The following is a 22,335-nucleotide window of genomic DNA, read 5'->3' on the forward strand; positions in this document are numbered from 1 at the left end:
CTGTTATTAAAATGTGGCGTTAACTCCGAAGATGAAACCACGGTTCCAGGTAGGACCACCCACATCCATATTCAGATGTTTTATGTTAGAATATAACATTCCCGGATTGGCCACCTGTGCATACAATTTCAGATTTGAAACTCCTGATTTGCCTAAAGTTTTACTAGTCAATGTATAGCCAAGCGAAATATTTCTGATCATTAAAAAAGAAGCATCCTTATATCCCAGTGCCGTGAAATAAGGATCCACTGGTGCATTACCTGCATTATAAATTGGTTTCTGATATTCTGCGTTCGGATTATTGATAGTGTAGTAATCCACTTCTCTTTGAGTACCGCGTGCAGCGAGTCCCTCACCCCCTGTATTGAAGAGGTAATTGAGTCGTCCATAAATAAAAATGGAAAAATCAAAACCTTTATAGGTAACAGTATTTGTCATACCAACTACCCAACCTGGTCTTGTACGGCCGATGATCCTGCGGTCGTTATTCGGGTCGATCTTTTTATCGCCATTCAGGTCCGCAACGCGTACATTACCCGGGGTAAATGCATTTGATGTGTATCCTTTCATAGCTGCTGAATCACTCACCTGCCATAATCCCTGTTCTACATAACCATAAATCACACCAACAGGCTGCCCGATAAACCAGTTGTTGTTAATATCATCCTGGTTGCCGTTTGCCAATGTCACAATCCGTTCCTTCTGCCAGGCCGCGTTTGTAGTAGTGGTCCACACCAGGTCAGGTTTGTTTATATTAACAGTGGTGAGATTGAAATCTACCCCCTGGTTGGCTGTTTTTCCCACGTTGGCAAAGGTGGTTATGTACCCGGTTACGGTTGGAATGGATCTTCGCATCAATAAATCATCAGTATTAGATGTATAATAGTCCAGGCTACCGGACACCCTCCTGTTGAATAATGAGAAGTCGAGACCAAAATTATATTGTGTTGTCTTTTCCCACCCGATATCCTGGTTTGCAAAAATTGAATTGGGAATCGAGCCTGCTGCATTGGCAGCTACAAAAGGATAAAAAAGTGATATCACGGCGCCCTGTGTGGAATAAGGTGCAATGGCCGAGTTTCCGGTAACACCGGCTCCAACCCGCAACTTCAGATCGTTCACCCAACCCGCATTCATGAAATTTTCTTTGCTGATCCTCCAGGCTAATGCTGCAGAGGGAAACAAAGAAAATTTCTCATCTTCTGCAAGTACCGAAGATCCGTCCTGGCGGGCAGATACGGTCAACAAATACCTGTCCTTATAGCCGTAGTTAAGTCTTGCCATATAAGACAGCAATTGCTGTTTAATGGTATTGGAGCTCGTAGTGAGCTGACCCGTAACCGTTCCCGTTGTCAGTGCATTCCACAGTTGAGAAGGTAAAGGGACACCGTTCCCGATGATCGTACTTGTGTCTCTTGTATAAACGGTCTGGCTCTGTAATAATGTTAAACCAAAAGTATGATCACCTACAGTTTTATCATAAAAAAGGAGGTTATCGAGGGTATATGAAAATGTCTTGTAATCGAGCAGGGCGGCGTAGTTTGTGCTTCCTCCATTTGCCACTGAATTTGCATCGATGTAAACGCCGTCACGGTAATAAGAAATATCCGGTCCAAAGTTCATCCGGTATTTCAGTCCGTTTAAAACAGGGAAGATGTTACCCAGGTTCACCTGGCCATAGAAGCTACCGAATATCCTCGTGGTTATTCTCTGATCACGATTGTAGTTCCACTCATCAACAATGCTCTTGAATGCATTATCGCCACCCGGGAACAAGATCCTTGCCCCGGTGGAGTCATATGGAACAGCATAGGGAAACAATGACCTGGCAGATTCATACAGACCACCCTGTGGTGTACCAATGGTGGAAATGTTAACCTGCGATTGGCCATATTCCTGCTTACTGTATGTACCACTTAAATTTGCTCCGAAAGAAAGCCACTTGGTTGCATTGATATCAACATTCGCTTTAGCAGAAAATCTTTCATATGACTGTCCTTTGATCGTTCCTTTATTATTAAGGTAACCAAACGAACCATAAGCTTTGATCTTGTCAGTTCCACCGCTCACACTGAAAAGATTGTCAGAGGTTACCCCTTGCTGGGTAACCATACCGCGCCAGTCAGTAGTTGCAACCTTTGAGCCGTCCCAGGTACCTGTGGCCCACCCCTTCGCAATATTTGCCCAGGCAGAAGGGTCGCCAGTTGCATTAAAAAAGGTACGGTCGGAAGCAATGGATGGCTGGTCCCCACGGGGATTTGAGCTAATCCCCGTTGTATTGTTCAGGCCAGCATAATAATAAGCCCATCTCTTATAGGTAATGTAATCGCTCGCGTTAAACTGCTCCTGGTCATCTACAAGGTTGTCAAACCTGATTGAACTGTTCAGGTTTACAGATATCTTACCGCTCTTACCTGTTTTGGTAGTCACGATAACAACACCATTTGCACCCCTTGAGCCAAAGATCGCAGTGGCAGAAGCATCCTTCAGTACATCAACGGTTTCAATATCATATGGATTGATATATTCAATACCACCGGTTGTTAATGGAATACCATCTACAACAAATAATGGTGAATTGGAAGCGGTTAATGAACGAACGCCCCGGATATTGATACTACCAAGCGTACCGGGCCTGTCGCTGGATGTTATATCTACACCGGCCACTTTACCCTGCATGGCCTGTAAAGCATCCGCTACCGGTCGTGATTTTATATCATTTTGATCAATACCTGCAACGGCACCCGTCACGTCTTTTCGCTTAACGGTTCCATATCCAATTACCACAATGTCTTCAAGTGATTTTGAAGTTGGTACCATGGTGACGGTAAGGGTGGTCTGGTTCTGCAGAGCGATCTCCTGCTCGGCAAAACCTACATAAGTAAATACCAGTGTTTCTTTACCCGTTGGCACTGAAATGGAAAACGAACCGGAAGTGTCAGTCGCAGTTCCACCGGACTTGTCACCCTTTATGGTGACGGTAACACCTGCCAGTGGTTTGCCATCGTCACCGTTTACAATACCGGAGACCCTGGTTTGTGCTTTCACCGTAAATGAAGAGATCAGGAAGAGAAAAATAATGCAACCCGGAAGAATCGATTGCAGGGAAAGTTTTAGTCGGCGTTTTGGATCGGCAGGACTGTCCGGCTGGGAGTCCCATGACCTGCAGTTGTTCATTTTCATAATTAAGCAATTGTTTAGTATATGTAAGTTCAGACAATTTGAATCTGCCAACTTCTTCGGGGCTGGACATGGTAGCCTTGCGGGAGGGTCAAAAAGTTTGTAGGCAAGGACATCGATGGGTATCAAACCATGAGCGTTCAATTGTGTCCGACCAACGACCTTACAGTGAATATACAAATAAAAAAACAAGACTTGCTGCAGGAGATATAGATATTATACCAGGAATATTTTGCCCGGCCTCGCAGGCTATTCTCCCATGGCGGCAGTGTATTTATGCCGCTATTCTTCTCCTGTTAAAATCAATGAATCCAAGTACCAGGAAGGTTATACTGTATCCCAAAGATGTCCATTCAACCTGGTTGATCTGCGGCCTTAACTTTGGCATCATACTATAGATTTGGAAACTGTAGGGGAAATATTTGCTATAAACCGACTGTAATTCAAACACCATGAAGGTCCCGGCAAACCACAGCGCAAGGCCTATGCCTATTGGGACAATGAAGTTTTTGAATCTTAGCCCCAGCCAGAATTGTATGGCCGCGATGGCCAGCACAGTGATATAGATGTTAGCATTGTTCACGACAATTTTGTGAACGTCTAATGGTTGATTCAGTATGTCTAGTTCCGGCATAATGAAATGTGTGGCAACAACTGCGATAAACATCAACAGGTGATGGACCAACAGGAAAACAATAAACAGTACATGTATCCCAAGAAACTTTGACAGGAACACTGTAGCCTTTGCCTGAGGCGAAGCAAATACCTGTTTCCAGGTATTGTTCTTATACTCAATCTGCGGCATCAATGTACAGATCAATATAACAAACCACGGGAAAAATACAAGTGCGTTCATTTCCCCAGCCAGTTTAAATACGGCATTGAACGGATCGTTTTTAGTTTCAGAGATCCCATCGATAGCAACGTTGAAAAGATAGGTAACGGGAACAATCGCTGCACCTGCAAGGGTGAAATAAAAAGCAGCGGTGCGCTTTGTTTTTAATAGTTCAGATCGGAGTGAAATTAATAAGCTCATAGTTCGTTTGGTTATTGATAAATGATGTATTGGCGTGTACCTGTTCGCTGTATTAAGCATCCATGTGATGAGACCGGCCGGAAAATAGCAGCCTCACTATTGGCTCGAAGTCATGTCGATAAATAATCGTTCGAGATCATTTTCCTTTGGGTGCAGAAGATATACATCCAGGTTATTTTGCGTGAGCTTTCTGTTTATTAAGGCAACCTGGTCCAGGTCCTCGAAAGTAATAGACAGGGTTTCTCCCATCCGCTCAGGTTTGTGATCGCGTAAAATGTGAAGGGCTATATCATTATCAGATGTATTGACCAGCACCTTTGATCCTTTTCGCTGGAACCTGTGCAATTCAGGCAACGAGCCCTGGAAAAGCATTTTTCCTTTGAAAATAATACCGACATGGGTCACCATTTTTTCTACTTCACCAAGAAGATGGCTTGAAATAATAATGGTCATTCCATGATCTTTGTTCAACTTTTTTATCAGTTGGCGGAGCTCGATGATACCGCCCGGATCCAGTCCGTTTGACGGTTCATCAAGTATCAGCAATTCAGGATTTGGGAGCAAAGCCAGGGCAATCGCCAGTCTTTGCTTCATACCCAGTGAAAACCTTTTGGCCGTCTTGTTATTTGTGTCCCCTAAACCAACAATCTTCAGGACCTCCTTTACTCTCGCTTTTGAGGCACCATAAATGGGCCGGTAAATTTCCAGGTTTTCTTTCGCAGTCAGATGCGCATATAATGAGGGAACCTCTATTAATGAGCCGACCTTCTTCAGGATATTGATCCTGTTTGAATGAAGATGCTGACCAAAAATTTCTATACTTCCCTGTTGGTTGTTCAATAAGCCCAGCAACAAACTCAGGGTCGTCGTTTTTCCTGAACCGTTCGGCCCGAGGAATCCATAGACTGTCCCTTGCTGCACATTCAAGTCGATATCAAACAGTGTTTGCACGCCTTTTGAATAATGATAGGAAAGCCCGGCAGTTTTGATTATGGAAGAATTACTCATGTCAGTTGATTTATGGCATTGTGATTTTAGTGTTTCTTACTGTCCTATACGTCCCTGCTCTTCGTTGGAGCTACCTGCTGTCCTTTTGACGGGTGCAATCTTTTTTCCTTTGCTGAAGTTGTATGAAAAGCCGAGGGATACAACCTGTGTTTCCGCAACCTGTCTCAACTCAACATCTACATTGCCATACCGGGTTACACCTTTAAGTTTTTGTGTGTAGAAAATGTCACGCGCTGTAAGGCGGATCGTGCCTTTGTTTTTCAGGATCTGCTGGCTGATGCCGGCACCTATAAAACCTATAGCCTTAACTTTCATGATCCCTTCGAGCCAACCGTTTCTAAACCTTCCATTGAGTTCAGCTGTAAGCGTTTTTGTCAATTTGAATTGCTGGGTACCATTGATCACAAAACTTGTTGCTGCCAGGTCGATAGGCGTATTACTGATAACACCTTTGTAACGGTCGTTATACACGTTGATGTTGATGTTACTGGTCCACCATTTGTTGATCGGCGTGTTTGCGGTTACCGCTATGCCAAACTGGTTAAGCGAAGAAACATTCGAAGGCATATTGTAGGCCTCTTCTCCTTTCTGCTGAATGATCTCCTGGATGATGCCCTGAACGTTGGTATAGTTCAGCGTAGTAGTGATCTGGTTCTTCCATGTATGAGACAATTCAATATTATTACTTATTGAAGGTTTAAGGTTTGGATTACCCTGGCTAAAAGTATACCTGTCAATAAACCGGATAAAAGGGTTCAGGCTTTGATAGCTCGGGCGACTCACTCTTCTTCCGAAATTTGCCCCGAAATTATTTTTTTCATTAGCCTTATACTGAAAAAAGGCTGTGGGAAAAAGTTGGGTATAGTGCCTCTCAAAATTTTCCCCGGTTGTTACCTGGGTACCCTTTGCATTTGTATTCTCGAGCCGAAGTCCGAATTGTGCGCTTATCTTTTTTGATAAAGGGGTGCTGAGATTAACATAGGCAGCATTGATGTTCTCTTCATAAATAAAATGATTGCTGCGGGTAACATCATGAACCACGTTGCCATATTGAATACTGTCGTAGCTGGCGTTATTATCAGTCCTGACTACACTGCTTTTGATACCGGCTTCAAACCTTGCGCCCTTTTTGATCGGATGCAGATAATCTACCCGGGCGCTGTAAACATCAATATCCTGCGGCAGCAGGCCGGTAAGCGTATCTGATTTTGTATAAGGATTACCTGCAGCGTCTGTATATGAGTTTACCATGTAAAGATCATTGTCCGTTCCATATTTAAAGTAATCGACATCGGCCGTTATCTCTTTTCCCTTTTTGTCAAGGATGGTACGGAAATTAAAATTTGTATTCAGGCTTTGCCAGTCACTCTGATTTTCAACAGCGGCATTGGTAATGCTTTGAAAAACTTTTGAGCCCGTAGAAATCCTTGTGATATTTGGATTGACTGATGCCATATCCCTGGTATTGAGATTAACTACCGCTCCAAAAGTTGTTTTTTTCGTTGCAAAGAAATCTACACCGACCTTAGCACTATAGGAGTTGCCTGTTGACACCCTGTCAGAACGCTGATTAAAAATTTTGTCAACAGAAGTTCCGTTTGCGCTCCAGATGTTTCTGTCAATCATTATTGTTGAGAACCGTTTCTGGTAATTGTGACTGAGATTGGTAAACAGGTTTACCTTTCCTTCCCGGTAGTTGAAATTGAAGGCCTCGTTTGTTTTGGGATATTTCCCCTGGGAATAGGTAATGCTTGCTGAGCCATTGAGCCCCGCTTTGACTGCTTTTTTTGTTTTGATATTTATTATACCTGCGCTTCCCGCAGCCTCATAACGCGCTGGTGGGTTTGTCATGATCTCAATCTGATCGAGTTGATTGGAACTCATGCTGCGCAGCAGGTTTACAAGATCTGCTCCACCGAGCTGAGTTGGCCGGCCATCGACCATGATCAACACGCCTTCTTTTCCTTTCAGGCTGATATTACCGTCACGGTCAACCGAAATACCGGGTGATTTTTCCAGGACTTCGAGTGCAGTGGTGCCAACATTTGTTATTGAAGCATCTACATTAACAATGGTCCGGTCTATACGCTGTTCGATCAGCGGTCTTTTTGCACTGACCGTTACACTGGCGAGATCACCGCTGAGAGGAATCATCCTGAAATCAGGCACCTTCGCAGATGGTTGTTGAGAACTTATTGCGATGACGGGAGAAATGGCTTTTTTATGGCCGACAACTGTTACCGCCACGAGGTAGCTTCCTTCAGCAAGGTTATCGAATGAGTAGGTTCCGGCCTTGTCTGAGGCGGATAATTTTATGGTAGCGGAGTCTTTGGCCCTTAGCAAACTAACTGTTGCTCCCTCTACTGGTTTTTCAATTTTGGTAACTACCCCGGATAATTTTCCGGCATGTTGAGCCACCACTCCGGGTAGAATGAACCCGATTAACAACGTCATCAAAAAGCAGATCTTCATAAATTAAGTTTTAGTTGTTGAATTATCGCGCTAAATCATTTTTTGGCCAGCCTTTTAGAGGGAACTTATCTTGCTCATTTTCTACTTGCACACCTCCGTAAACTTGTTATTATTTATTTTAAGATATTCTATCCGTTGATGTTCAGGTATGTAAACATCAGATGGGCGCCGGTATGATTGTGATTTAGTGCACTACTTCATTAGTACACTACGAAGATAGTGCTAAAATTCATTTAACAAAATCTTTTCAGGGATTTATGATGGACGGAGCAAAATGACTATGAGTGTTTGGAGAATAATTAGACGGTTATCACACCAAAAGACTGATCTATTTCTCTTAACCGATGCGGGGGACATCGCCATATAGAAGTAATCGAAGGACATCAGAATCCCTGAGGTGCCAGCTGCCCCAGGAGATGGGGGAATCGCCGTTTGAATCTTTTACAGAAGGATCGGCACCAGCATCGAGTAATAGCCGGATGATGTCAGTGTTAGCATAAGCAGCCGCACGATGAAGCGGTGTCTCACCTTTGAGGAAGGCGTCTCTCATAAAGCAAAGCGTAGTGGCGCGAGGGATTGTCCTTTGATGTACATCAGTACCTGCTTCCAGAAGTAGTTTGACAATCTCCGTTCTTTCTTCCATTTCACTGCTCTTGCTGATCGTATAATGTAGTGCGTTCTCACCGGTGTCAGGGAAACTAAAGTTGGCACTCGCTCCTTTTTGAAGGAGCCATCGTACCGATGCGGACTTTCCGTTGAAGGCGGCATTACACAGCGGGTTGTTACTTCCCAGGAGGTCAACGAGCGCACCCAGGCGGAAATAAAGGTCAAGCGCTTCTGTATCCCCTTCCCACGCAGCTGTGAATACGGCACAGTTTCCCCAGGGATCAATGTAATTGATGTTCGCTCCCTGCGAAACCAGTAGCTCAACCTTTGCCAGATCACGATCTACAACGGCATCTATTAATTGCGGGTCTGAATTTGCCATAGCTGCCAATAAAGGTCCGAAAATTATGATGATTTTCGATGAGGCTGTATGGGTATACTGGTTTGCGTTCAGAGCATGTTGAATGAATCCATTCACGGGTTTTGATGGCAAACGATTGGGTTGTAGTTTTACAACCTATGCTGCTTCACCCTGGCAACTTCCCAAACTGGCTTAGCATTTTTATTCCGGTCATTCAAAAGATTGTAAGATTCACTATTAATTCCAGTAATGAAAAAAACATTATTGTTTTGCGTAGTGCTGCTGATCACACATGTCAGCGCATATGCTCAACACAGATTATCCGTCGCCATCAGTAATGCAGAGACAAAAGAACCGTTGCCGGGTGCTACCATATCGATAAGTACGCTGAAAAGATCCGCTGCAGGAGACAGCACCGGTGCGGCAGTGATCAATGATTTACCCGCCGGCAAATTTGAACTACAGGTATCTTTTGTCGGCTTCAACGAACAGATGGTATCTATCGAACTGCCACAGCAAACAGCGGGGCCTCTGGCGATTTTTCTTATCGAAGCCACCGAAGAGGAAGAAGAGGAAGTGATTGTGGAGGCAACGCGTACCAGCCGGACGATAACAAATACACCTACCAGGATTGAAGTAATTTCGGGCGAAGAGCTTGCTGAAAAAGCCAACATGAAACCCGGTGATATCCGGATGATGCTCAGCGAAAGCACAGGCATTCAGACCCAACAAACTTCCGCCACTTCTTATAATTCAAGCATTCGTATACAGGGCCTTGATGGCCGGTATACGCAGGTGCTGAAAGATGGATACCCGATTTATGGTGGCTTTTCAGGGGGCTTAAGCATCATGCAGATCTCGCCGCTGGATCTGCGCCAGGTAGAAGTTATCAAAGGATCCAGCAGCACCCTTTATGGTGGTGGGGCGATTGCCGGGCTCGTTAACCTTGTTTCAAAAACACCAACTGATGAGCGGGAACTATCGTTCCTTGCGAATGCCACGTCTGCAAAAGGATTGGACCTGAGCACCTTTTATAGTCAGCGTTTCGGCACACTGGGAGTAACGTTTTATGGCTCACGGAATTCGGCCAGTGCATATGATCCGGCGGAAATTGGCCTGACCGCTATTCCGAAGTTTGAACGCTACACAATCAATCCAAGACTTTTTGTGTATGGAAAAAATACGACTGCTAACCTCGGCTTAAGTTATATAACCGAGGAACGCACCGGTGGAAGTATGGACTATATCGAAAAAGGTATACCCGGGTATTTCGAAGAAAATAACACGGACCGGTTGACGGCCCAGGGAGGTGTTACACATAGATTCGCTGAGCACTCCACCTTAACTTTCAAGAGCAGTTATACAAGGTTTAACCGTGGTCTTTCGATACCATCTTACCTGTTTGAGGGTATGCAACAATCGACATTTTCTGAACTGTCCTATAACAAAAAAAACGCAAAGGCAGACTGGATCATCGGCGCCAATATTCTCACCGATAATTTTAAGGAAGAACCCCATAGCACCAACCCGCTACGTGATTATCAATTCACAACTTTTGGTGCCTTTGTACAAAATGCATGGACGACCGGAGATCTTCTGACCATTGAATCCGGACTGCGTGCAGATTATGTGAGTGAGTACGGAATAGAATTTCTTCCAAGGTTATCTGCCATGGTTCGTTTTTCTCCAAAAATAACGGTCCGCATCGGCGGTGGCATGGGTTATAAAACGCCAACGGTATTCACCGAAGAATCTGAACGTTACCAGATGCAGGGTATTCTGCCGATTGATATCGACAAGACGGAAAACGAACGATCTGTCGGTGGCAACCTGGACTTCAACTACCGCACAAATTTTGGGGATCTTGGATTCAGCGTTAACCAGTTGTTCTTTTATACCAACCTCCGGCAACCACTATTGTTAAGTGCTACTGGTAATGGAGATTTTGAATTTCTCAATGCTAACGGTCATATAGATACGAAGGGATTTGAAACGAATGTCAAACTAACCTATGGAGACTTTAAACTGTTTGTCGGATATACCTATGCGGATGTAAATAATAACTTCGATGGTGTGAAGACACGCTATCCACTCACGGCCCGGCACCGCCTCAACAATGTGTTAATGTATGAAGTGGAAGATAAGTGGAAGCTTGGACTCGAGGGATACTATGTTTCCAAACAATTATTGAATGATGGTGAAACGGGTAAATCATACTGGATGACAGGTTTCATGGCAGAAAAGCTATGGGAGAATTTTTCCATATTTATCAATTTTGAAAACTTCACAGACACACGCCAGACCCGTTTTGATACAATCTACACAGGTTCAGTTTTGGATCCCACTTTCAGAGACATTTACGCCCCGGTGGACGGCTTTGTAATAAATGGGGGAATCAAGGTGAGGCTGTAGTAAATGTATGGAAGATTCCGACTTCATGGATCATTTCAATACCCGCAGATATTCGATCCAGGGACCGACTTCTTCTTTGTACTGTTTGGCCATAACCCGTGATACCTGTGCAAGATGGTTGAGGTCATGTACGACCCAACAAGACAGCAATTGGGATAAGGTTACTTCCCCAAACGCAGGATGAATGCCCGTTTTTGACAAATCGTTTTCTGAGATATTCAGCTGAATGAGTTTTTGTATGTTGACATATCTCAGTTCTTTAAACTCAGCAAGTAGTTGCGGCAGGGATTTCCCTTTACTCTCTTCAAATTGTGCGAACCGGTCAAAGGGGGCAAATTTCCTCTCTGGACTACCGGACAAAATTAATTCGGCCCTCGGCAACCAATCAGTACGATCGCCATGAATGAGATGTCCAACGATATCAAAGGCACTCCAGGTATCAGCGCCTTCATTGCATTGTGTCCAGTTGTCGGAAAGACCACTGAGCTGTGTCATCAACACTGCAGGCGTCCTTTCAAGAATTTCGATTGACTTGTCAATGGAATATTGCATCTGTGTTCCTGAGTTTGTTTATTAAAATCAAATGTAGCCGTTAATGCTAACGATGCAAATTGCTTTTTTCACAGCACTTCGCATGTAATTTCGGGTGATGAACCATTGAACCAGGTTGCATGAGCGATTCTCCTAATTATAGGCTTCCTGCAGGCGTTTTACATAAGTGGGGTAATCCCTTAGCATAAGTGCTTCGTCCGAAGTGCGCCTGGACAGGATCATTTGCCGCATTTTCCCGTTCCAGGTTGTGCCCATTTGGTCCAGGCGTTTTCTTAGTTCTTCAAGGTTCATGTCCCTGCAATAGACCGACGAACCAGGTTGTTGTTTCCAGGATTGATCAAGGCGTCCAACGTCACAGGGATCAAAACCTAATGCATCAACCAGGTCAAAAATTACATCTTTGGCTTTTTTATCATCACCGGATACCGCCATTGCGATGCGGTCAGCTGATCCCGGCAATTTGCCAGGATCGTTTATACTGGTTGCGAGAATTGAATTGAACACTTTTACAACCGGCCTGCGTAGTTGTTGCTTAACCCATAGGCTATCAATGCCGGTTTGTTCAATGGCTTCTATCTTCCCATCACGCAGGGTTGGATAATAGTTGCCGGTATCCGCAACAACCACATCTGCCGGCAGGTTTGCAAAAAGATCTGCGTCCAGGTCCGGGATATTTTTTTGTGGGATGGAAACAATGATTACATGCTGGTCCTTTATTGCCGCTTCCACCGTAGCAGCGACAGCCCCGATCTTCCCGGCGATCGCTTGCAGTGAAGCCGGACCACGTGAATTGGCTATGGACACTGTATGTCCGAGTTTGGCTAACCTGGTAGCCAGGCAGCCACCCATTTCACCTGATCCGATAATTCCTATTTTCATATACTCTTTTTAGGTTTTCGAATATCCTTCCCATCAAAAGGTGTTTCAGCCCGGTGCCATGCTGACTATTTCAATTTTGTAGTTTCTTGTTCAATAACGTTTCCAGCTTCTTAAGTTTAGACGTCCAGAATTTGTCAAAATGTGAAATCCATTCCTGCAATTCTTCGAAGCCTTCTTTTTTCAGGGTGCAATATCTTTCCCTGCCGATGTCCGTGATCGTAATGAATCCTGCTTCATGCAGGATCTTTACATGTTTGGAAACAGCGGGCCGGCTCATGTTGAAGTTTTCAGCAAGACTATTGATGGTCAGACTATCCTCTGAAAGCAACATCAGCATTTTTCTCCGGCCCGCATCACCGATCACCTGGAACGCATCAAGCGTTGACTTTGACATGTGCATCCACTTTTAACAGGCCAGCAATGTTGTCGAACTTTTCCAGCCAGCCGTGAAGCAGACGATTGTAGAACTCCAGGTTTTCCTTCCTGTTGAAACCACTATGTTCAAGGTGAAGACTGGTGCCCTTCTCTTTTCGTTCCAGGCTCCAGGTTACAACAGATTCCATCGTGATGTCCCCACCCCCGGGCCCGGCATTCCATGAATAAGACAGTTTCTTATTCGGTACAATTTCCAGTACCCTGCAATGAAAGATGCCGTCGAAATCAAGCGTCGGGACAGGGCCGGTCCTGAATGTAAATTCGAGTCCGATCACAGGCTGAAAATCATTTTTCATCAGCCATTGCTCCATCAGGTCCGACCTGGTGAGATATTCCCAAACCACCTCTGGTGGATGAGGATAGAAAAATTCGTGTTTGATGTTCCGTGTCATAATAGGTAACTTTTAGGTTACCCAAATATATGAGTAACTTTTGAGTTACCTAATTTTTTTTTTAATCATCCCCGGAATTGCCATCACCGATCACTATGCGGACGATGCTTCCAGACCTTCACGACCATCTCTTAACGGTTTAAATAAGGGCACAAGTCAGCTCTCCCCATTTTCGGTCATGAGCTCAAATGAGCAACCCGCATCATTTTTGAGTAGCGCGTAAAATTTGCTGTGGCCAGGTACAGCGTCTATGTTTTGTGGAACAGGGATCAGAAATTAATGTCCCGTAATCGCAGGGTAAATGAAGTCAGTCAATAATTCATACGACGCTTTTTTGACATCCCATTTATTGTAATTGCCTGAGGTGACAACAACAACCAGTTTATTTTTACGATCGATAAATATCCTTTGATCACCATTGCCAACTGCTGCAGGAAGCGGATTTTGTGCACCATCACCCGGCGTTTTGAATATCCAGAACTGGTATCCATAACCCCCATCGTTGTCTCTTTTAATATGACTGCTGAGTGACTTTTGTACCCAGTCTTTGTTCAGCAATTGTTTCCCGTTTAACATCCCGTTATTTAGTAACAATGTGCCGATCTTCAGAATATCCGGGGAACGCAATCGTAGTCCTGATGCTGCCGCGGGCACCTTACTATCATCGGCAATAGTGTACCAGTAATAATGTTTTATGCGGAGTGGGTCAAAGAGATATTTTTTAATAAACTGATCCAGCGGCATCGCACAAGCGGACTCGACGATAGCCCCCAGCAACTGGGTGTTGCCTCCATTATAACTAAAAGTATTGCCAGGCTGCTCCACAATTGACCGGCTAAGGATAAACCTGATCGGGTCTTTACTGGCTGACATAGCGAGTTCCGAATTCAGTGTATCCGTATAAGGTAAGTTTTCGTTCCATTCCATCCCCGACGACATGGTAAGCAGGTGTTTGATCGTCAGCTCAGACCGCACCCCGGTATCGAGGTCCTTACAGGCAGGAAAAAACTTCATTACCTTCTCGTCTTCGCTTTTGATCTTACCCTGTTGAATGGCCAGGCCAACCGCGATGGATACAATACTCTTTGTAACGCTGCGCAGGTCGTGGAGGGTTTCAGCTGAATGCTTCACCGGGCCGAGATCTTTTCCCAGGGCCTCGTCGTTTGCGGTATAATACTTTTCATAGATAAGCTTGTCGCTATGCATCACTAATACACTGTGAATATTGGGATATTCGCCACTTCTGATAGCCTTATCCATTTGTTCAAATGATGGCCTGGCTGAAGCTTCACTCTGAACATTCTTATTGGACTGGGCAAGCAGTTGTTCAGCACTTAATACCGTAAACAAAAGCAGTAAAATCTTTGACAACGTAGACATAGATGATGTATTGATAACTGGTTTTAATGACCGTGGCCTAATGTACATCATCAAATCTATGGCTGTTGACGTTTAACAAAGGGGTGTGAAACTGCCTTAAGCAGGGGGGCAATGCGACTTTGGCATAGGATCAGCCGTTATTCAGCTGCACCTTTATTCCTTTACCCGCGCTTTCATAGATTGCAAGCACTATAGCGACTGACTTTCGTCCTTCAATTGCATCTATCATTGGCTTCTTGTCGAGCAGGATGGAACTTATCATATCCTCCAATTGTTTCTGATGCCCATAGAAACTAATATCTGCGGGGTTGGACACACCACCGTGTGAGACATTACCAACTGATTTACTCCGGATAATATCATCATCCGGAGATTCATTTTCAAATTGCCATTTGATAATATTGCTCTCTTCCAAAATAGCGGTACCGGTGGTGCCCATTATTTCAATGCGTTTCAAAGACCCGGGAAAAACAGCCGTTGAACATTGGATCACACCAAGTGCCCCGTTTACAAATTCCAGCGTAGATACAACGGTATCTTCGACCTCAATTGTTTTGTGTTTGATATTCCCTGCGACGGACTGCACCGATGCAACATCACCCATATACCATTGTAACAGGTCAACAGAATGTATGCCCTGGTTCATTAAAGCGCCGCCTCCGTCAAGCTTCCATGTACCACGCCAGGCGGCTGACTGATAGTAAGCTTCACTCCTGCTCCATTTCACATAGGCATCACCAAATACCAGGTTTCCAAATCTTTTTTCATCAATAGCATTTTTTATCTTGAGGCTACCTTCATAAAATCTTGACGGAAAGATAACCGCTGTTTTCACCCCCGCTTTTTCAGCGGCTTCTATGATAGCGTCGCATCTTTTCAGCGTAACCTCCAGCGGCTTTTCTATCACTACATGTTTGCCGGCTTCAATGCATGTTATCGCGGGGTCAAGATGAACTCCCGAAGGCGTGCAGATACACACAATGTCAATTGCGGGGTCAGACGCGAGTGCCTCCAGCGAATCGTATGATTTGCAACCATGTTTATCAGCGAATACCTTTGACTTTTCTTTATTCGGGGTAAACAATCCCTGCAAACTTGCATTGGGGATCGCCTTGATAGCCTGTGCATGAATATCCGAAATGGTTCCACCCCCGACAATTCCAAATCCAAAGTTTTTTTCAGCCATTATTGTGCATTTTTGATTGATTAAAAGCTGATTTATCAGCCAGGCATCCCTTTAAATATTCATTTACATTAGATTTTCCGCTCTCACTATTTGGCCCATTTCCGGGAGGAACACAGGCGCAATTTAGTTGTGCGCATTGGTTTTCTAAGAAAAAAATCAAAGAACCTGACCCGGGAACCAAATGTGCAGTTATTGTGGGCTGTGCAGCTACCTGGGCAGACTTGCTGTTGACTAAGTTTTTACAGACAGGCGGCTGAAACTCTGAAACAAACCTGTAAGTTTTGTTTACCTCATTTACTATACAAATAGTACCTTTGGGTCGCTAACAACACGCTCTTTTTTCATGTCTAATATCCTGGTTATGGCAAACGTAATCTTAGACAACCGCGTCATCAGCCAACCCAATTTTTATACCATTTTGCGGATCGCAGGTGGTATAGTATTGCTCTACAAATCATATATCTTTATTCGCAATTCGGTCACTGCTTCAAGTCAGATAGAAGAAACGGGGATCACCATGTTCAGTGAGAATGCTGAGGTGCTTGCACTGGTAATAACCTGCCTCAGTTTATTATGCGGCTTCTTTATATTAGTCGGGCTTTTTACAAGATTGGCTGCAATCATTCAGATCCCGATACTTGCCGTCGCTGTGTTTGTGATCAACATCAAACAACTTGGGAATAACAGCTTTGAATTCGCCCTCTCGATGGTCATGCTCGTATTATTGATCCTGTTTGCAATAAAAGGCAGCGGACCTTTTTCTGCTGAAGAGTATTTCCGCAGAGGTGCAGAGATAGACCGGAATCCCAACCGTTACTGACGATATTCAATTCTCCCCCCTGTTTTCCATCTCCGGTTACCAGGGAATCCATAGATTTTGTCTTAACACTGCTGTCCATCAGATTAGCGCAAGAATCGGGTTTTCGAAGAGGCATGAATACAACAATTTTGTATCAATGTATTCTTCAAAATCCCAGACAGATCATGCACAAAGTAAGTCACACACCTATCCTGTATTTTGGAACGCCGGTTTTGCTGATAAGCACGTTAAATGAGAATGGAAGCTTTAACCTGGCCCCGATGTCCTCAGCATTCTGGCTGGGATGGAGATGTATTATCGGGTTGTCAGCTTTTTCGAAAACAACCGAGAACCTGTTGCGCGCGCAGGAATGTGTTTTAAACCTTCCGTCTGTGAACCAGGTCGATGCCGTAAACCGACTGGCGCTAACAACAGGTTCAAACCCCGTACCGGAAGGGAAGGTCATCAAAGGATATCGGTATGAACCTTCCAAATTCGAAATCTCTGGTTTGACTCCCGTGGCCGCAGATCTTGTAGAAGCGCCGAAAGTGGATGAATGCCCCGTACAAATGGAAGCAAAGTTGATACAGGTTCACCGTGTTGGTGATGATGAACCGCTGCAGCGGGGCAGGATTCTTACTTTCGAATTAAAGATCATCAGGGTTCATCTTGAAGAGAGCATACTTAGCCACGGATCTCCACAACGTATAGATCCTGATGCATGGCGACCACTGATCACGAGTTTTCAGCAATTTTATGGATTAAGTGAACGTCTTCATTACTCGAAGCTTTCCTGTATTCCGGAAGAACTTTATAAAACAAAGGATGTAGAATCAGCTAAAATGTAAAGATTCGGAGAATTCAGGGTGGTGGCCCCGTTTAACTAAAAAAAAAAGGGTCCTCTGTAGAAACAGACGACCTCTAACGATTGCTTGCCATATGAAAAAATTCTAAAAATTGTTGTTGTAGAAAGCCGCCCTTTTCACTCTACCTGTCCCCTGGTCTGCACAAAATCTGATCACTTTCTTATCCGGGGGGCTCCCTGCTTACTTTCTTATTCAAAGATACGCCGGTTATTTACCCGGCGTCTTACAAGTTATTCAGGGTTTCATGATCACTGACGCAACTTTCGATTTGCCGAACCCTTTCTGGTGCCGGGTTCCGGCGATTTTTTGCCATGATGCCCAAAACTTTTCGGGTCACATTCTTTGTTTAAAACAATTGGCGTTAATCCAGGAAATTGGCCAATTTCCAGCTTTAAATTTTGATGAGTTCATTGATCATATATCCTTATATTAACACTTCGTTAAATTTTTACCGGTAACAGCTGACAACCTCCCTGTCTGAACCAGCCATCTAAAAATTAATCTGAGCATCCATACCAAGTCATTTAATTCATTAATTTGATCATCCAAAACAAAATTGCACCATATGTCAAAAGAAAGCCGGTCATCCCGCAGAAGATTTTTACAGCAAATAGGCGCCACGGGTATGTTGGCCGCAGTTTCACCGTTGAGTACACTGGCGGGGCAGGAAAAAGCAGAGCAGAGAACCCTGTTTTATGAAAGGAAGATTGCCAACGCAGATAAGATAAGGCTTGGCGTAATCGGGTACGGGGTCCAGGGCCATTTCGATCTTACTACTGCGTTGAAAGTTCCGGGCGTTGAACTTGCAGGTATTTGTGATCTCTATCCCGGTAGATTGGTTAATGCCAAAGAGCAATACGGCAATGAACTCTATACTACGAGGAACTACAAAGAACTCCTGGACAGATCGGACATTGATGCTGTGATCGTTGCTACTACAGATGTCTGGCACTCACGCATCACAAAGGATGCATTGGCCAAAGGCAAAGCTGTGTACATCGAGAAGCCAATGATCTATAAGATAAGTGAAGGCCCCGGCATTATTGAAGCCCAGAAAAAGACCGGTAAGGTTTTACAGGTAGGCAGTCAACGTGTAAGCAGTATTGCCCTTGCAAAAGCAAAGGAACTTTTGGCTGCGGGTGAGATTGGCAAATTGAATATGGTAAACGCTGCTTACGATCGTCAAAGTTCGATCGGGGCATGGCAGTATACGATTCCAAAAGACGCCAATGCCGAAACTACAGACTGGGATAAGTTTATCGAGGTAACTGAAAAGATGGCCTACGATTCCAAGAAATTTTTCTGGTGGCGCGCATTTAAAGAAGTAGGTACCGGCGTAGCTGGTGATCTGTTTATCCACCTGTTAAGCGGCACACATTTTATCACCAATTCAATGGGTCCAAAAACAATCTATAGTACCGGCCAGTTCAGTTATTGGAAGGATGGTCGCAACCTCCCTGATGTTATGGCCGGTGTAATGCAATATGGTGATACGCCGGAACATCCGGCCTTCCAGTTGACGCTCCAGGTTAATTTTATCAGTGGCACAGGCGGACAGGAATTAATAAGGTTCACCGGGTCAGAAGGTGTGATGGAAGTGCGTGGTAATAACCTGAATATCAAACATAGCCTTATGCCGGAAGCGCCCGGCTTTGGCGGATATGATTCCGTGTTCACTTTTTCTAAAAGTATGCAGGAAGAAATGACTAAGGAATACAATGCCAAGTGGACCGAGGCACAAAGAAAAAAACCTACAAAGCCAGATGTGGAATTTAAAGCACCGCAAGGCTACAGCGATCACCTGGATCATTTTACCAACTTCTTTGATGCAGTGAGAACAGGGAAAACCGTGGTTGAAGATGCGACATTTGGTTTCAGGGCGGCGGCCCCGGCATTATCCTGTAACGATAGTTACTTTAAAAAGAAAGTGATAAACTGGGATCCCGTTAAGATGAAGCTGGTTTAAGCTTATCATCATTGTTAATTCCGGCATGGATCAGATCGTGATTTCTGCCGGAATTATTTTTTTGTGGCTGGGATCATTCTTGAAGATAAAAAAGTCAGCAAAGAAGAAACAGATGAAATTTTTGCCAATTTAAAGGGCTTAAAACACTTGAAGATCTATCAAACGGCCGGTCATGAAAATTATCTGAACAAGTACCGGGATGAATGGATAAATGATATCAGGATGTTTGTCACCGCGCACGATACAATGGGGCTTAATTGTCTGTAACTTCGGGTTAGGAAAACATCGTATCCAGCCGATCCACAAAACTTTAAAGCAGCTGACTGCAATGGCTGACCAGACTGATCATTTTTTTTCTAACCTCCCTGTCAACGATCTCCCGATCGCTGAGCTGCTGCTTGCAGAAGATCTGTTTTATGACATTCCATCGGATTGGTCCATCATCATCACAGACATAAAAAGCTCTACTGCCGCAGTTCAGAAAGGTTTACATGAAAATGTCAACCTTATTGCAACCGGGAGTATTGTTTCCTTACTGAATCTCGCTTTCAAACTCGATATCACCGTCCCGTTCTTTTTCGGTGGCGACGGGGCCACATTTATTGTTCCACCGTTACTGGTAAACAAAGCTATCCCTGCTTTGATTTTACATAAAGAAAACACACAAAGAATTTTTGATCTTGAACTGCGGATCGGGACGATGCCTGTTCGAACTATTTATGAGATGGGACATCGTCTCAGAATCTGCAAAGTAAGCCTGTCAAAGTTTTTTCCGATACCGGTATTGATCGGTGACGGCCTAAGTCATGCCGAGAAAATAATTAAGGGAAAAGATTATCTGCTGGCAGAGCGGCCCGGTGAAGATGATGAACTTGACCTTTCCGGCATGCAGTGTCGCTGGGACCGGATACCACCACCGGAAAACAAAGATGAAGTTGTAACACTCCTTGTAATATCAAGGGATGGTTTCAATCAACAAAAGATCTTCAGCGAAGTAATCAGGAAAATAGACGAGATCTATGGTAATCCAAACACAAGGCAGCCGATCTCCGTATCAAAACTGAAGTTGAATGCTACGATGACCAGGCTAAAAAATGAAATGCAGGCGAGCCTGGGAAAAGTTAAATCGCTCAAGCTCTTCCAGGAATGGTTTCTTACCCAGTTGGGCACTTTATACTTCCGCACGAATATAGGCAAGGGTTACCTGCGCCGGCTGGTAGAGATGTCTGATACATTGGTTATAGATGGCAGGATAAATACGGTGATGTCCGGCACCCTGGGCCAGAGAACTGCCCTGGAAGCTGAGCTAAATGGAATGGAATCGAATGGTAAAATTCTTTATGGTTTACATGTTAGTAATTCGTCCATCATGTCCTGTTATGTCAGGGATCGTGAAGACGGTCATATTCATTTCGTAGATGGATCAGAAGGCGGCTATACCCGCGCAGCCATGGAACTGAAACGAAAATTGTCAAATTCGCAATCCACCATCCAGGCATCCTGATCTCACCGGCCTGGTAAAACGCGTGATGCAAATGGCTATCTCTTTTCGTTTGTGATATAAAATCAAAATAAAGGCAACCCCATCAGTGCCTGGATCAGTATTGCAAATACAATGACCACATAAACTGAGGCAAATACGATAACAGATTTATTTGTTGAAGCAACAAAATAGCCGAACAAAGGCAGCGCCTGCAAGGCATGCATGCCGAAGAAATGCGCAATCCGCAGATCACCATGTTTACGGTTCCAGTTGACCACGGGTAGTCCGTTGCCTGCATCATCGCCACCAATCGTGTGTCTGAACATCGCCCCCATTATACCTCCTTCCAGCGCGAACAATACAAATAAGGCAATCCCCAACCGGATGCCCCAAACATATTTCATGGGGATACTCCAGTCTTTTTTGCGGAAGAACAGAATACCGATGTACCCGGTCCACAGCGTAAGCACTACAATAGCTACTCCCATCAGCTGGTATAATGCGAGATAAACAAAACTGGTGCTGTTGAAATGAGATAGCCTTCCATTTGCAGCCTGCCAGGTAATCACAAAGCTTTCATAAGCAAAAACAATAACGGCCATGATATTATAAGCTCTCACTTTGGAGGGCCGATCCAGGTAAAACATGAGCCAGCCCATGGTCATACAAAAAATACCGATAGACAGAAAGAATTTAAAGGGCTTGATAAACGCATTTATCCCGTTAACATAAACATCGGTTGTCACACATAACACAACACAAACCAATGCGCCGGCAAAATTGAGCATGCTGTACCAGAAGAGAACGGCGTTCCTCCTTTTCAATTCATTAATAAAATACATATGATAAGATTGAATCGTTAAAAATCAGAAAAGTATTTTCGGGTCATCGCCCATCTCAACAGAAAATATAGAAGCAATCCGAATGGACCGAATAAAAAAGTAAGCAGCAACGTTGGTACGGTGAGCCAGTGATTGATGTTATTTTTTTCAGCATTCCTGATAATATAGATGCCTGCTAAAAGATCAAAGGCCAGGTAATGAATCCAGCCCGCAAGCAAGGCTTGCTTATTTTGGAAAAGAATACTGACCCCTGACAGTGTGCCGAAATTTTCAAAGACATCTTTATCTATCGAGGAAAGAATCAGCCAGGAGTAAATTACGGCAAGGAGTATGATGATAATGCCAAAAACGTACTGATCACGCTTTTTCCAGAACCTGAGAAAAATAAGAATGATCCAGCCTGATAATGCCAGGGTATTACAGATCGAAAAGATTTGATCGGGGTTCATGTTTGCTGTTTGACAACAAATCTCAGCAATC

The 22,335-nt window shown here is 44.2% G+C and carries 18 protein-coding genes; 5 read left to right on the forward strand and 13 right to left on the reverse strand.

Annotation, left to right across the window (positions count from 1 at the left end; translation table 11 throughout):
• Window positions 1–6: 6 nt before the first annotated feature.
• The 5 genes from ACX0G7_RS11885 to ACX0G7_RS11905 all read right to left on the reverse strand — a co-directional run bounded on the left by ACX0G7_RS11885 (window position 7) and on the right by ACX0G7_RS11905 (window position 8,684).
• Window positions 7–3,177 carry a SusC/RagA family TonB-linked outer membrane protein gene (locus ACX0G7_RS11885; RefSeq protein WP_458923691.1) on the reverse strand — a complete coding sequence of 1,057 codons (3,171 nt, stop codon included), beginning with the start codon at window positions 3,175–3,177 and terminating at the stop codon, window positions 7–9.
• A gap of 277 nt (window positions 3,178–3,454) precedes the next feature.
• Window positions 3,455–4,216: an ABC transporter permease gene (locus tag ACX0G7_RS11890; RefSeq protein WP_458923692.1), complete on the reverse strand. Its 762-nt coding sequence runs from the start codon at window positions 4,214–4,216 to the stop codon at window positions 3,455–3,457.
• Window positions 4,217–4,312: 96 nt separating this feature from the next.
• Complete coding sequence (locus tag ACX0G7_RS11895) at window positions 4,313–5,224, reverse strand: ABC transporter ATP-binding protein (RefSeq protein WP_458923693.1); 912 nt, start codon at window positions 5,222–5,224, stop codon at window positions 4,313–4,315.
• A gap of 36 nt (window positions 5,225–5,260) precedes the next feature.
• Window positions 5,261–7,696 carry a TonB-dependent receptor domain-containing protein gene (locus tag ACX0G7_RS11900; protein ID WP_458923694.1) on the reverse strand — a complete coding sequence of 812 codons (2,436 nt, stop codon included), beginning with the start codon at window positions 7,694–7,696 and terminating at the stop codon, window positions 5,261–5,263.
• 337 nt (window positions 7,697–8,033) lie between these two features.
• Complete coding sequence (locus ACX0G7_RS11905) at window positions 8,034–8,684, reverse strand: ankyrin repeat domain-containing protein (protein WP_458923695.1); 651 nt, start codon at window positions 8,682–8,684, stop codon at window positions 8,034–8,036.
• Between the two features lie 228 nt (window positions 8,685–8,912).
• On the opposite strand from ACX0G7_RS11905, the gene ACX0G7_RS11910 reads away from it, so the two are divergent.
• Entirely contained in the window at window positions 8,913–11,075 is a 2,163-nt protein-coding gene (locus ACX0G7_RS11910; protein WP_458923696.1) for a TonB-dependent receptor, read from the forward strand.
• Between the two features lie 30 nt (window positions 11,076–11,105).
• Here ACX0G7_RS11910 and ACX0G7_RS11915 read toward each other — a convergent pair whose 3' ends face one another.
• From ACX0G7_RS11915 to ACX0G7_RS11940, 6 genes are all read right to left on the reverse strand, one after another.
• Window positions 11,106–11,627: a DinB family protein gene (locus ACX0G7_RS11915; protein ID WP_458923697.1), complete on the reverse strand. Its 522-nt coding sequence runs from the start codon at window positions 11,625–11,627 to the stop codon at window positions 11,106–11,108.
• A 132-nt stretch (window positions 11,628–11,759) separates the two neighbouring features.
• Window positions 11,760–12,506, reverse strand: a complete 747-nt coding sequence (locus tag ACX0G7_RS11920; RefSeq protein ID WP_458923698.1) for an NADPH-dependent F420 reductase — start codon at window positions 12,504–12,506, stop codon at window positions 11,760–11,762.
• Between the two features lie 70 nt (window positions 12,507–12,576).
• Complete coding sequence (locus ACX0G7_RS11925) at window positions 12,577–12,900, reverse strand: ArsR/SmtB family transcription factor (protein ID WP_458923699.1); 324 nt, start codon at window positions 12,898–12,900, stop codon at window positions 12,577–12,579.
• Complete coding sequence (locus ACX0G7_RS11930; RefSeq protein ID WP_458923700.1) at window positions 12,881–13,333, reverse strand: SRPBCC family protein; 453 nt, start codon at window positions 13,331–13,333, stop codon at window positions 12,881–12,883. The genes ACX0G7_RS11925 and ACX0G7_RS11930 overlap by 20 nt, the downstream gene beginning before the upstream one ends.
• A 276-nt stretch (window positions 13,334–13,609) precedes the next feature.
• Window positions 13,610–14,713 (reverse strand): serine hydrolase domain-containing protein, encoded by a 1,104-nt coding sequence (locus ACX0G7_RS11935; RefSeq protein ID WP_458923701.1) that lies wholly within the window; start codon window positions 14,711–14,713, stop codon window positions 13,610–13,612.
• Between the two features lie 130 nt (window positions 14,714–14,843).
• Window positions 14,844–15,899, reverse strand: a complete 1,056-nt coding sequence (locus ACX0G7_RS11940; protein ID WP_458923702.1) for a Gfo/Idh/MocA family protein — start codon at window positions 15,897–15,899, stop codon at window positions 14,844–14,846.
• 361 nt (window positions 15,900–16,260) lie between these two features.
• Here ACX0G7_RS11940 and ACX0G7_RS11945 point away from each other — a divergent pair, with 361 nt between their 5' ends.
• The 4 genes from ACX0G7_RS11945 (at window position 16,261) to ACX0G7_RS11960 (ending at window position 21,034) form a co-directional block, all read left to right on the forward strand.
• A complete protein-coding gene (locus ACX0G7_RS11945; protein WP_458923703.1) occupies window positions 16,261–16,719 on the forward strand; it encodes a DoxX family protein in 459 nt (152 codons plus the stop codon).
• A 164-nt stretch (window positions 16,720–16,883) separates the two neighbouring features.
• Complete coding sequence (locus ACX0G7_RS11950) at window positions 16,884–17,546, forward strand: flavin reductase family protein (RefSeq protein WP_458923704.1); 663 nt, start codon at window positions 16,884–16,886, stop codon at window positions 17,544–17,546.
• Between the two features lie 583 nt (window positions 17,547–18,129).
• The gene (locus ACX0G7_RS11955) at window positions 18,130–19,530 is read left to right on the forward strand and encodes a Gfo/Idh/MocA family protein (RefSeq protein WP_458923705.1); all 1,401 of its coding nucleotides are present in this window, start codon (window positions 18,130–18,132) and stop codon (window positions 19,528–19,530) included.
• A gap of 328 nt (window positions 19,531–19,858) precedes the next feature.
• Window positions 19,859–21,034 carry a DUF3095 domain-containing protein gene (locus tag ACX0G7_RS11960; protein WP_458923706.1) on the forward strand — a complete coding sequence of 392 codons (1,176 nt, stop codon included), beginning with the start codon at window positions 19,859–19,861 and terminating at the stop codon, window positions 21,032–21,034.
• A gap of 62 nt (window positions 21,035–21,096) precedes the next feature.
• Here the strand turns inward: ACX0G7_RS11960 and ACX0G7_RS11965 are convergent, their stop codons facing one another.
• Both ACX0G7_RS11965 and ACX0G7_RS11970 read right to left on the reverse strand, forming a co-directional pair.
• Complete coding sequence (locus ACX0G7_RS11965; RefSeq protein ID WP_458923707.1) at window positions 21,097–21,855, reverse strand: hypothetical protein; 759 nt, start codon at window positions 21,853–21,855, stop codon at window positions 21,097–21,099.
• Between the two features lie 17 nt (window positions 21,856–21,872).
• Window positions 21,873–22,304 (reverse strand): ABA4-like family protein, encoded by a 432-nt coding sequence (locus ACX0G7_RS11970; RefSeq protein WP_458923708.1) that lies wholly within the window; start codon window positions 22,302–22,304, stop codon window positions 21,873–21,875.
• Window positions 22,305–22,335: the final 31 nt, after the last annotated feature.

This window comes from Flavitalea antarctica, assembly GCF_054461535.1.

Coding starts and splice junctions, on each gene's coding strand:
- ACX0G7_RS11950 (WP_458923704.1), top strand. CDS start 16,884: ATGCACAAAGTAAGTCACACACCTATCCTGTATTTTGGAACGCCGGTT.
- ACX0G7_RS11970 (WP_458923708.1), bottom strand. CDS start 22,304: ATGAACCCCGATCAAATCTTTTCGATCTGTAATACCCTGGCATTATCA.
- ACX0G7_RS11915 (WP_458923697.1), bottom strand. CDS start 11,627: ATGCAATATTCCATTGACAAGTCAATCGAAATTCTTGAAAGGACGCCT.
- ACX0G7_RS11895 (WP_458923693.1), bottom strand. CDS start 5,224: ATGAGTAATTCTTCCATAATCAAAACTGCCGGGCTTTCCTATCATTAT.
- ACX0G7_RS11920 (WP_458923698.1), bottom strand. CDS start 12,506: ATGAAAATAGGAATTATCGGATCAGGTGAAATGGGTGGCTGCCTGGCT.
- ACX0G7_RS11925 (WP_458923699.1), bottom strand. CDS start 12,900: ATGTCAAAGTCAACGCTTGATGCGTTCCAGGTGATCGGTGATGCGGGC.
- ACX0G7_RS11935 (WP_458923701.1), bottom strand. CDS start 14,713: ATGTCTACGTTGTCAAAGATTTTACTGCTTTTGTTTACGGTATTAAGT.
- ACX0G7_RS11945 (WP_458923703.1), top strand. CDS start 16,261: ATGGCAAACGTAATCTTAGACAACCGCGTCATCAGCCAACCCAATTTT.
- ACX0G7_RS11890 (WP_458923692.1), bottom strand. CDS start 4,216: ATGAGCTTATTAATTTCACTCCGATCTGAACTATTAAAAACAAAGCGC.
- ACX0G7_RS11910 (WP_458923696.1), top strand. CDS start 8,913: ATGAAAAAAACATTATTGTTTTGCGTAGTGCTGCTGATCACACATGTC.
- ACX0G7_RS11885 (WP_458923691.1), bottom strand. CDS start 3,177: ATGAACAACTGCAGGTCATGGGACTCCCAGCCGGACAGTCCTGCCGAT.
- ACX0G7_RS11930 (WP_458923700.1), bottom strand. CDS start 13,333: ATGACACGGAACATCAAACACGAATTTTTCTATCCTCATCCACCAGAG.
- ACX0G7_RS11960 (WP_458923706.1), top strand. CDS start 19,859: ATGGCTGACCAGACTGATCATTTTTTTTCTAACCTCCCTGTCAACGAT.
- ACX0G7_RS11900 (WP_458923694.1), bottom strand. CDS start 7,696: ATGAAGATCTGCTTTTTGATGACGTTGTTAATCGGGTTCATTCTACCC.
- ACX0G7_RS11965 (WP_458923707.1), bottom strand. CDS start 21,855: ATGTATTTTATTAATGAATTGAAAAGGAGGAACGCCGTTCTCTTCTGG.
- ACX0G7_RS11940 (WP_458923702.1), bottom strand. CDS start 15,899: ATGGCTGAAAAAAACTTTGGATTTGGAATTGTCGGGGGTGGAACCATT.
- ACX0G7_RS11905 (WP_458923695.1), bottom strand. CDS start 8,684: ATGGCAAATTCAGACCCGCAATTAATAGATGCCGTTGTAGATCGTGAT.
- ACX0G7_RS11955 (WP_458923705.1), top strand. CDS start 18,130: ATGTCAAAAGAAAGCCGGTCATCCCGCAGAAGATTTTTACAGCAAATA.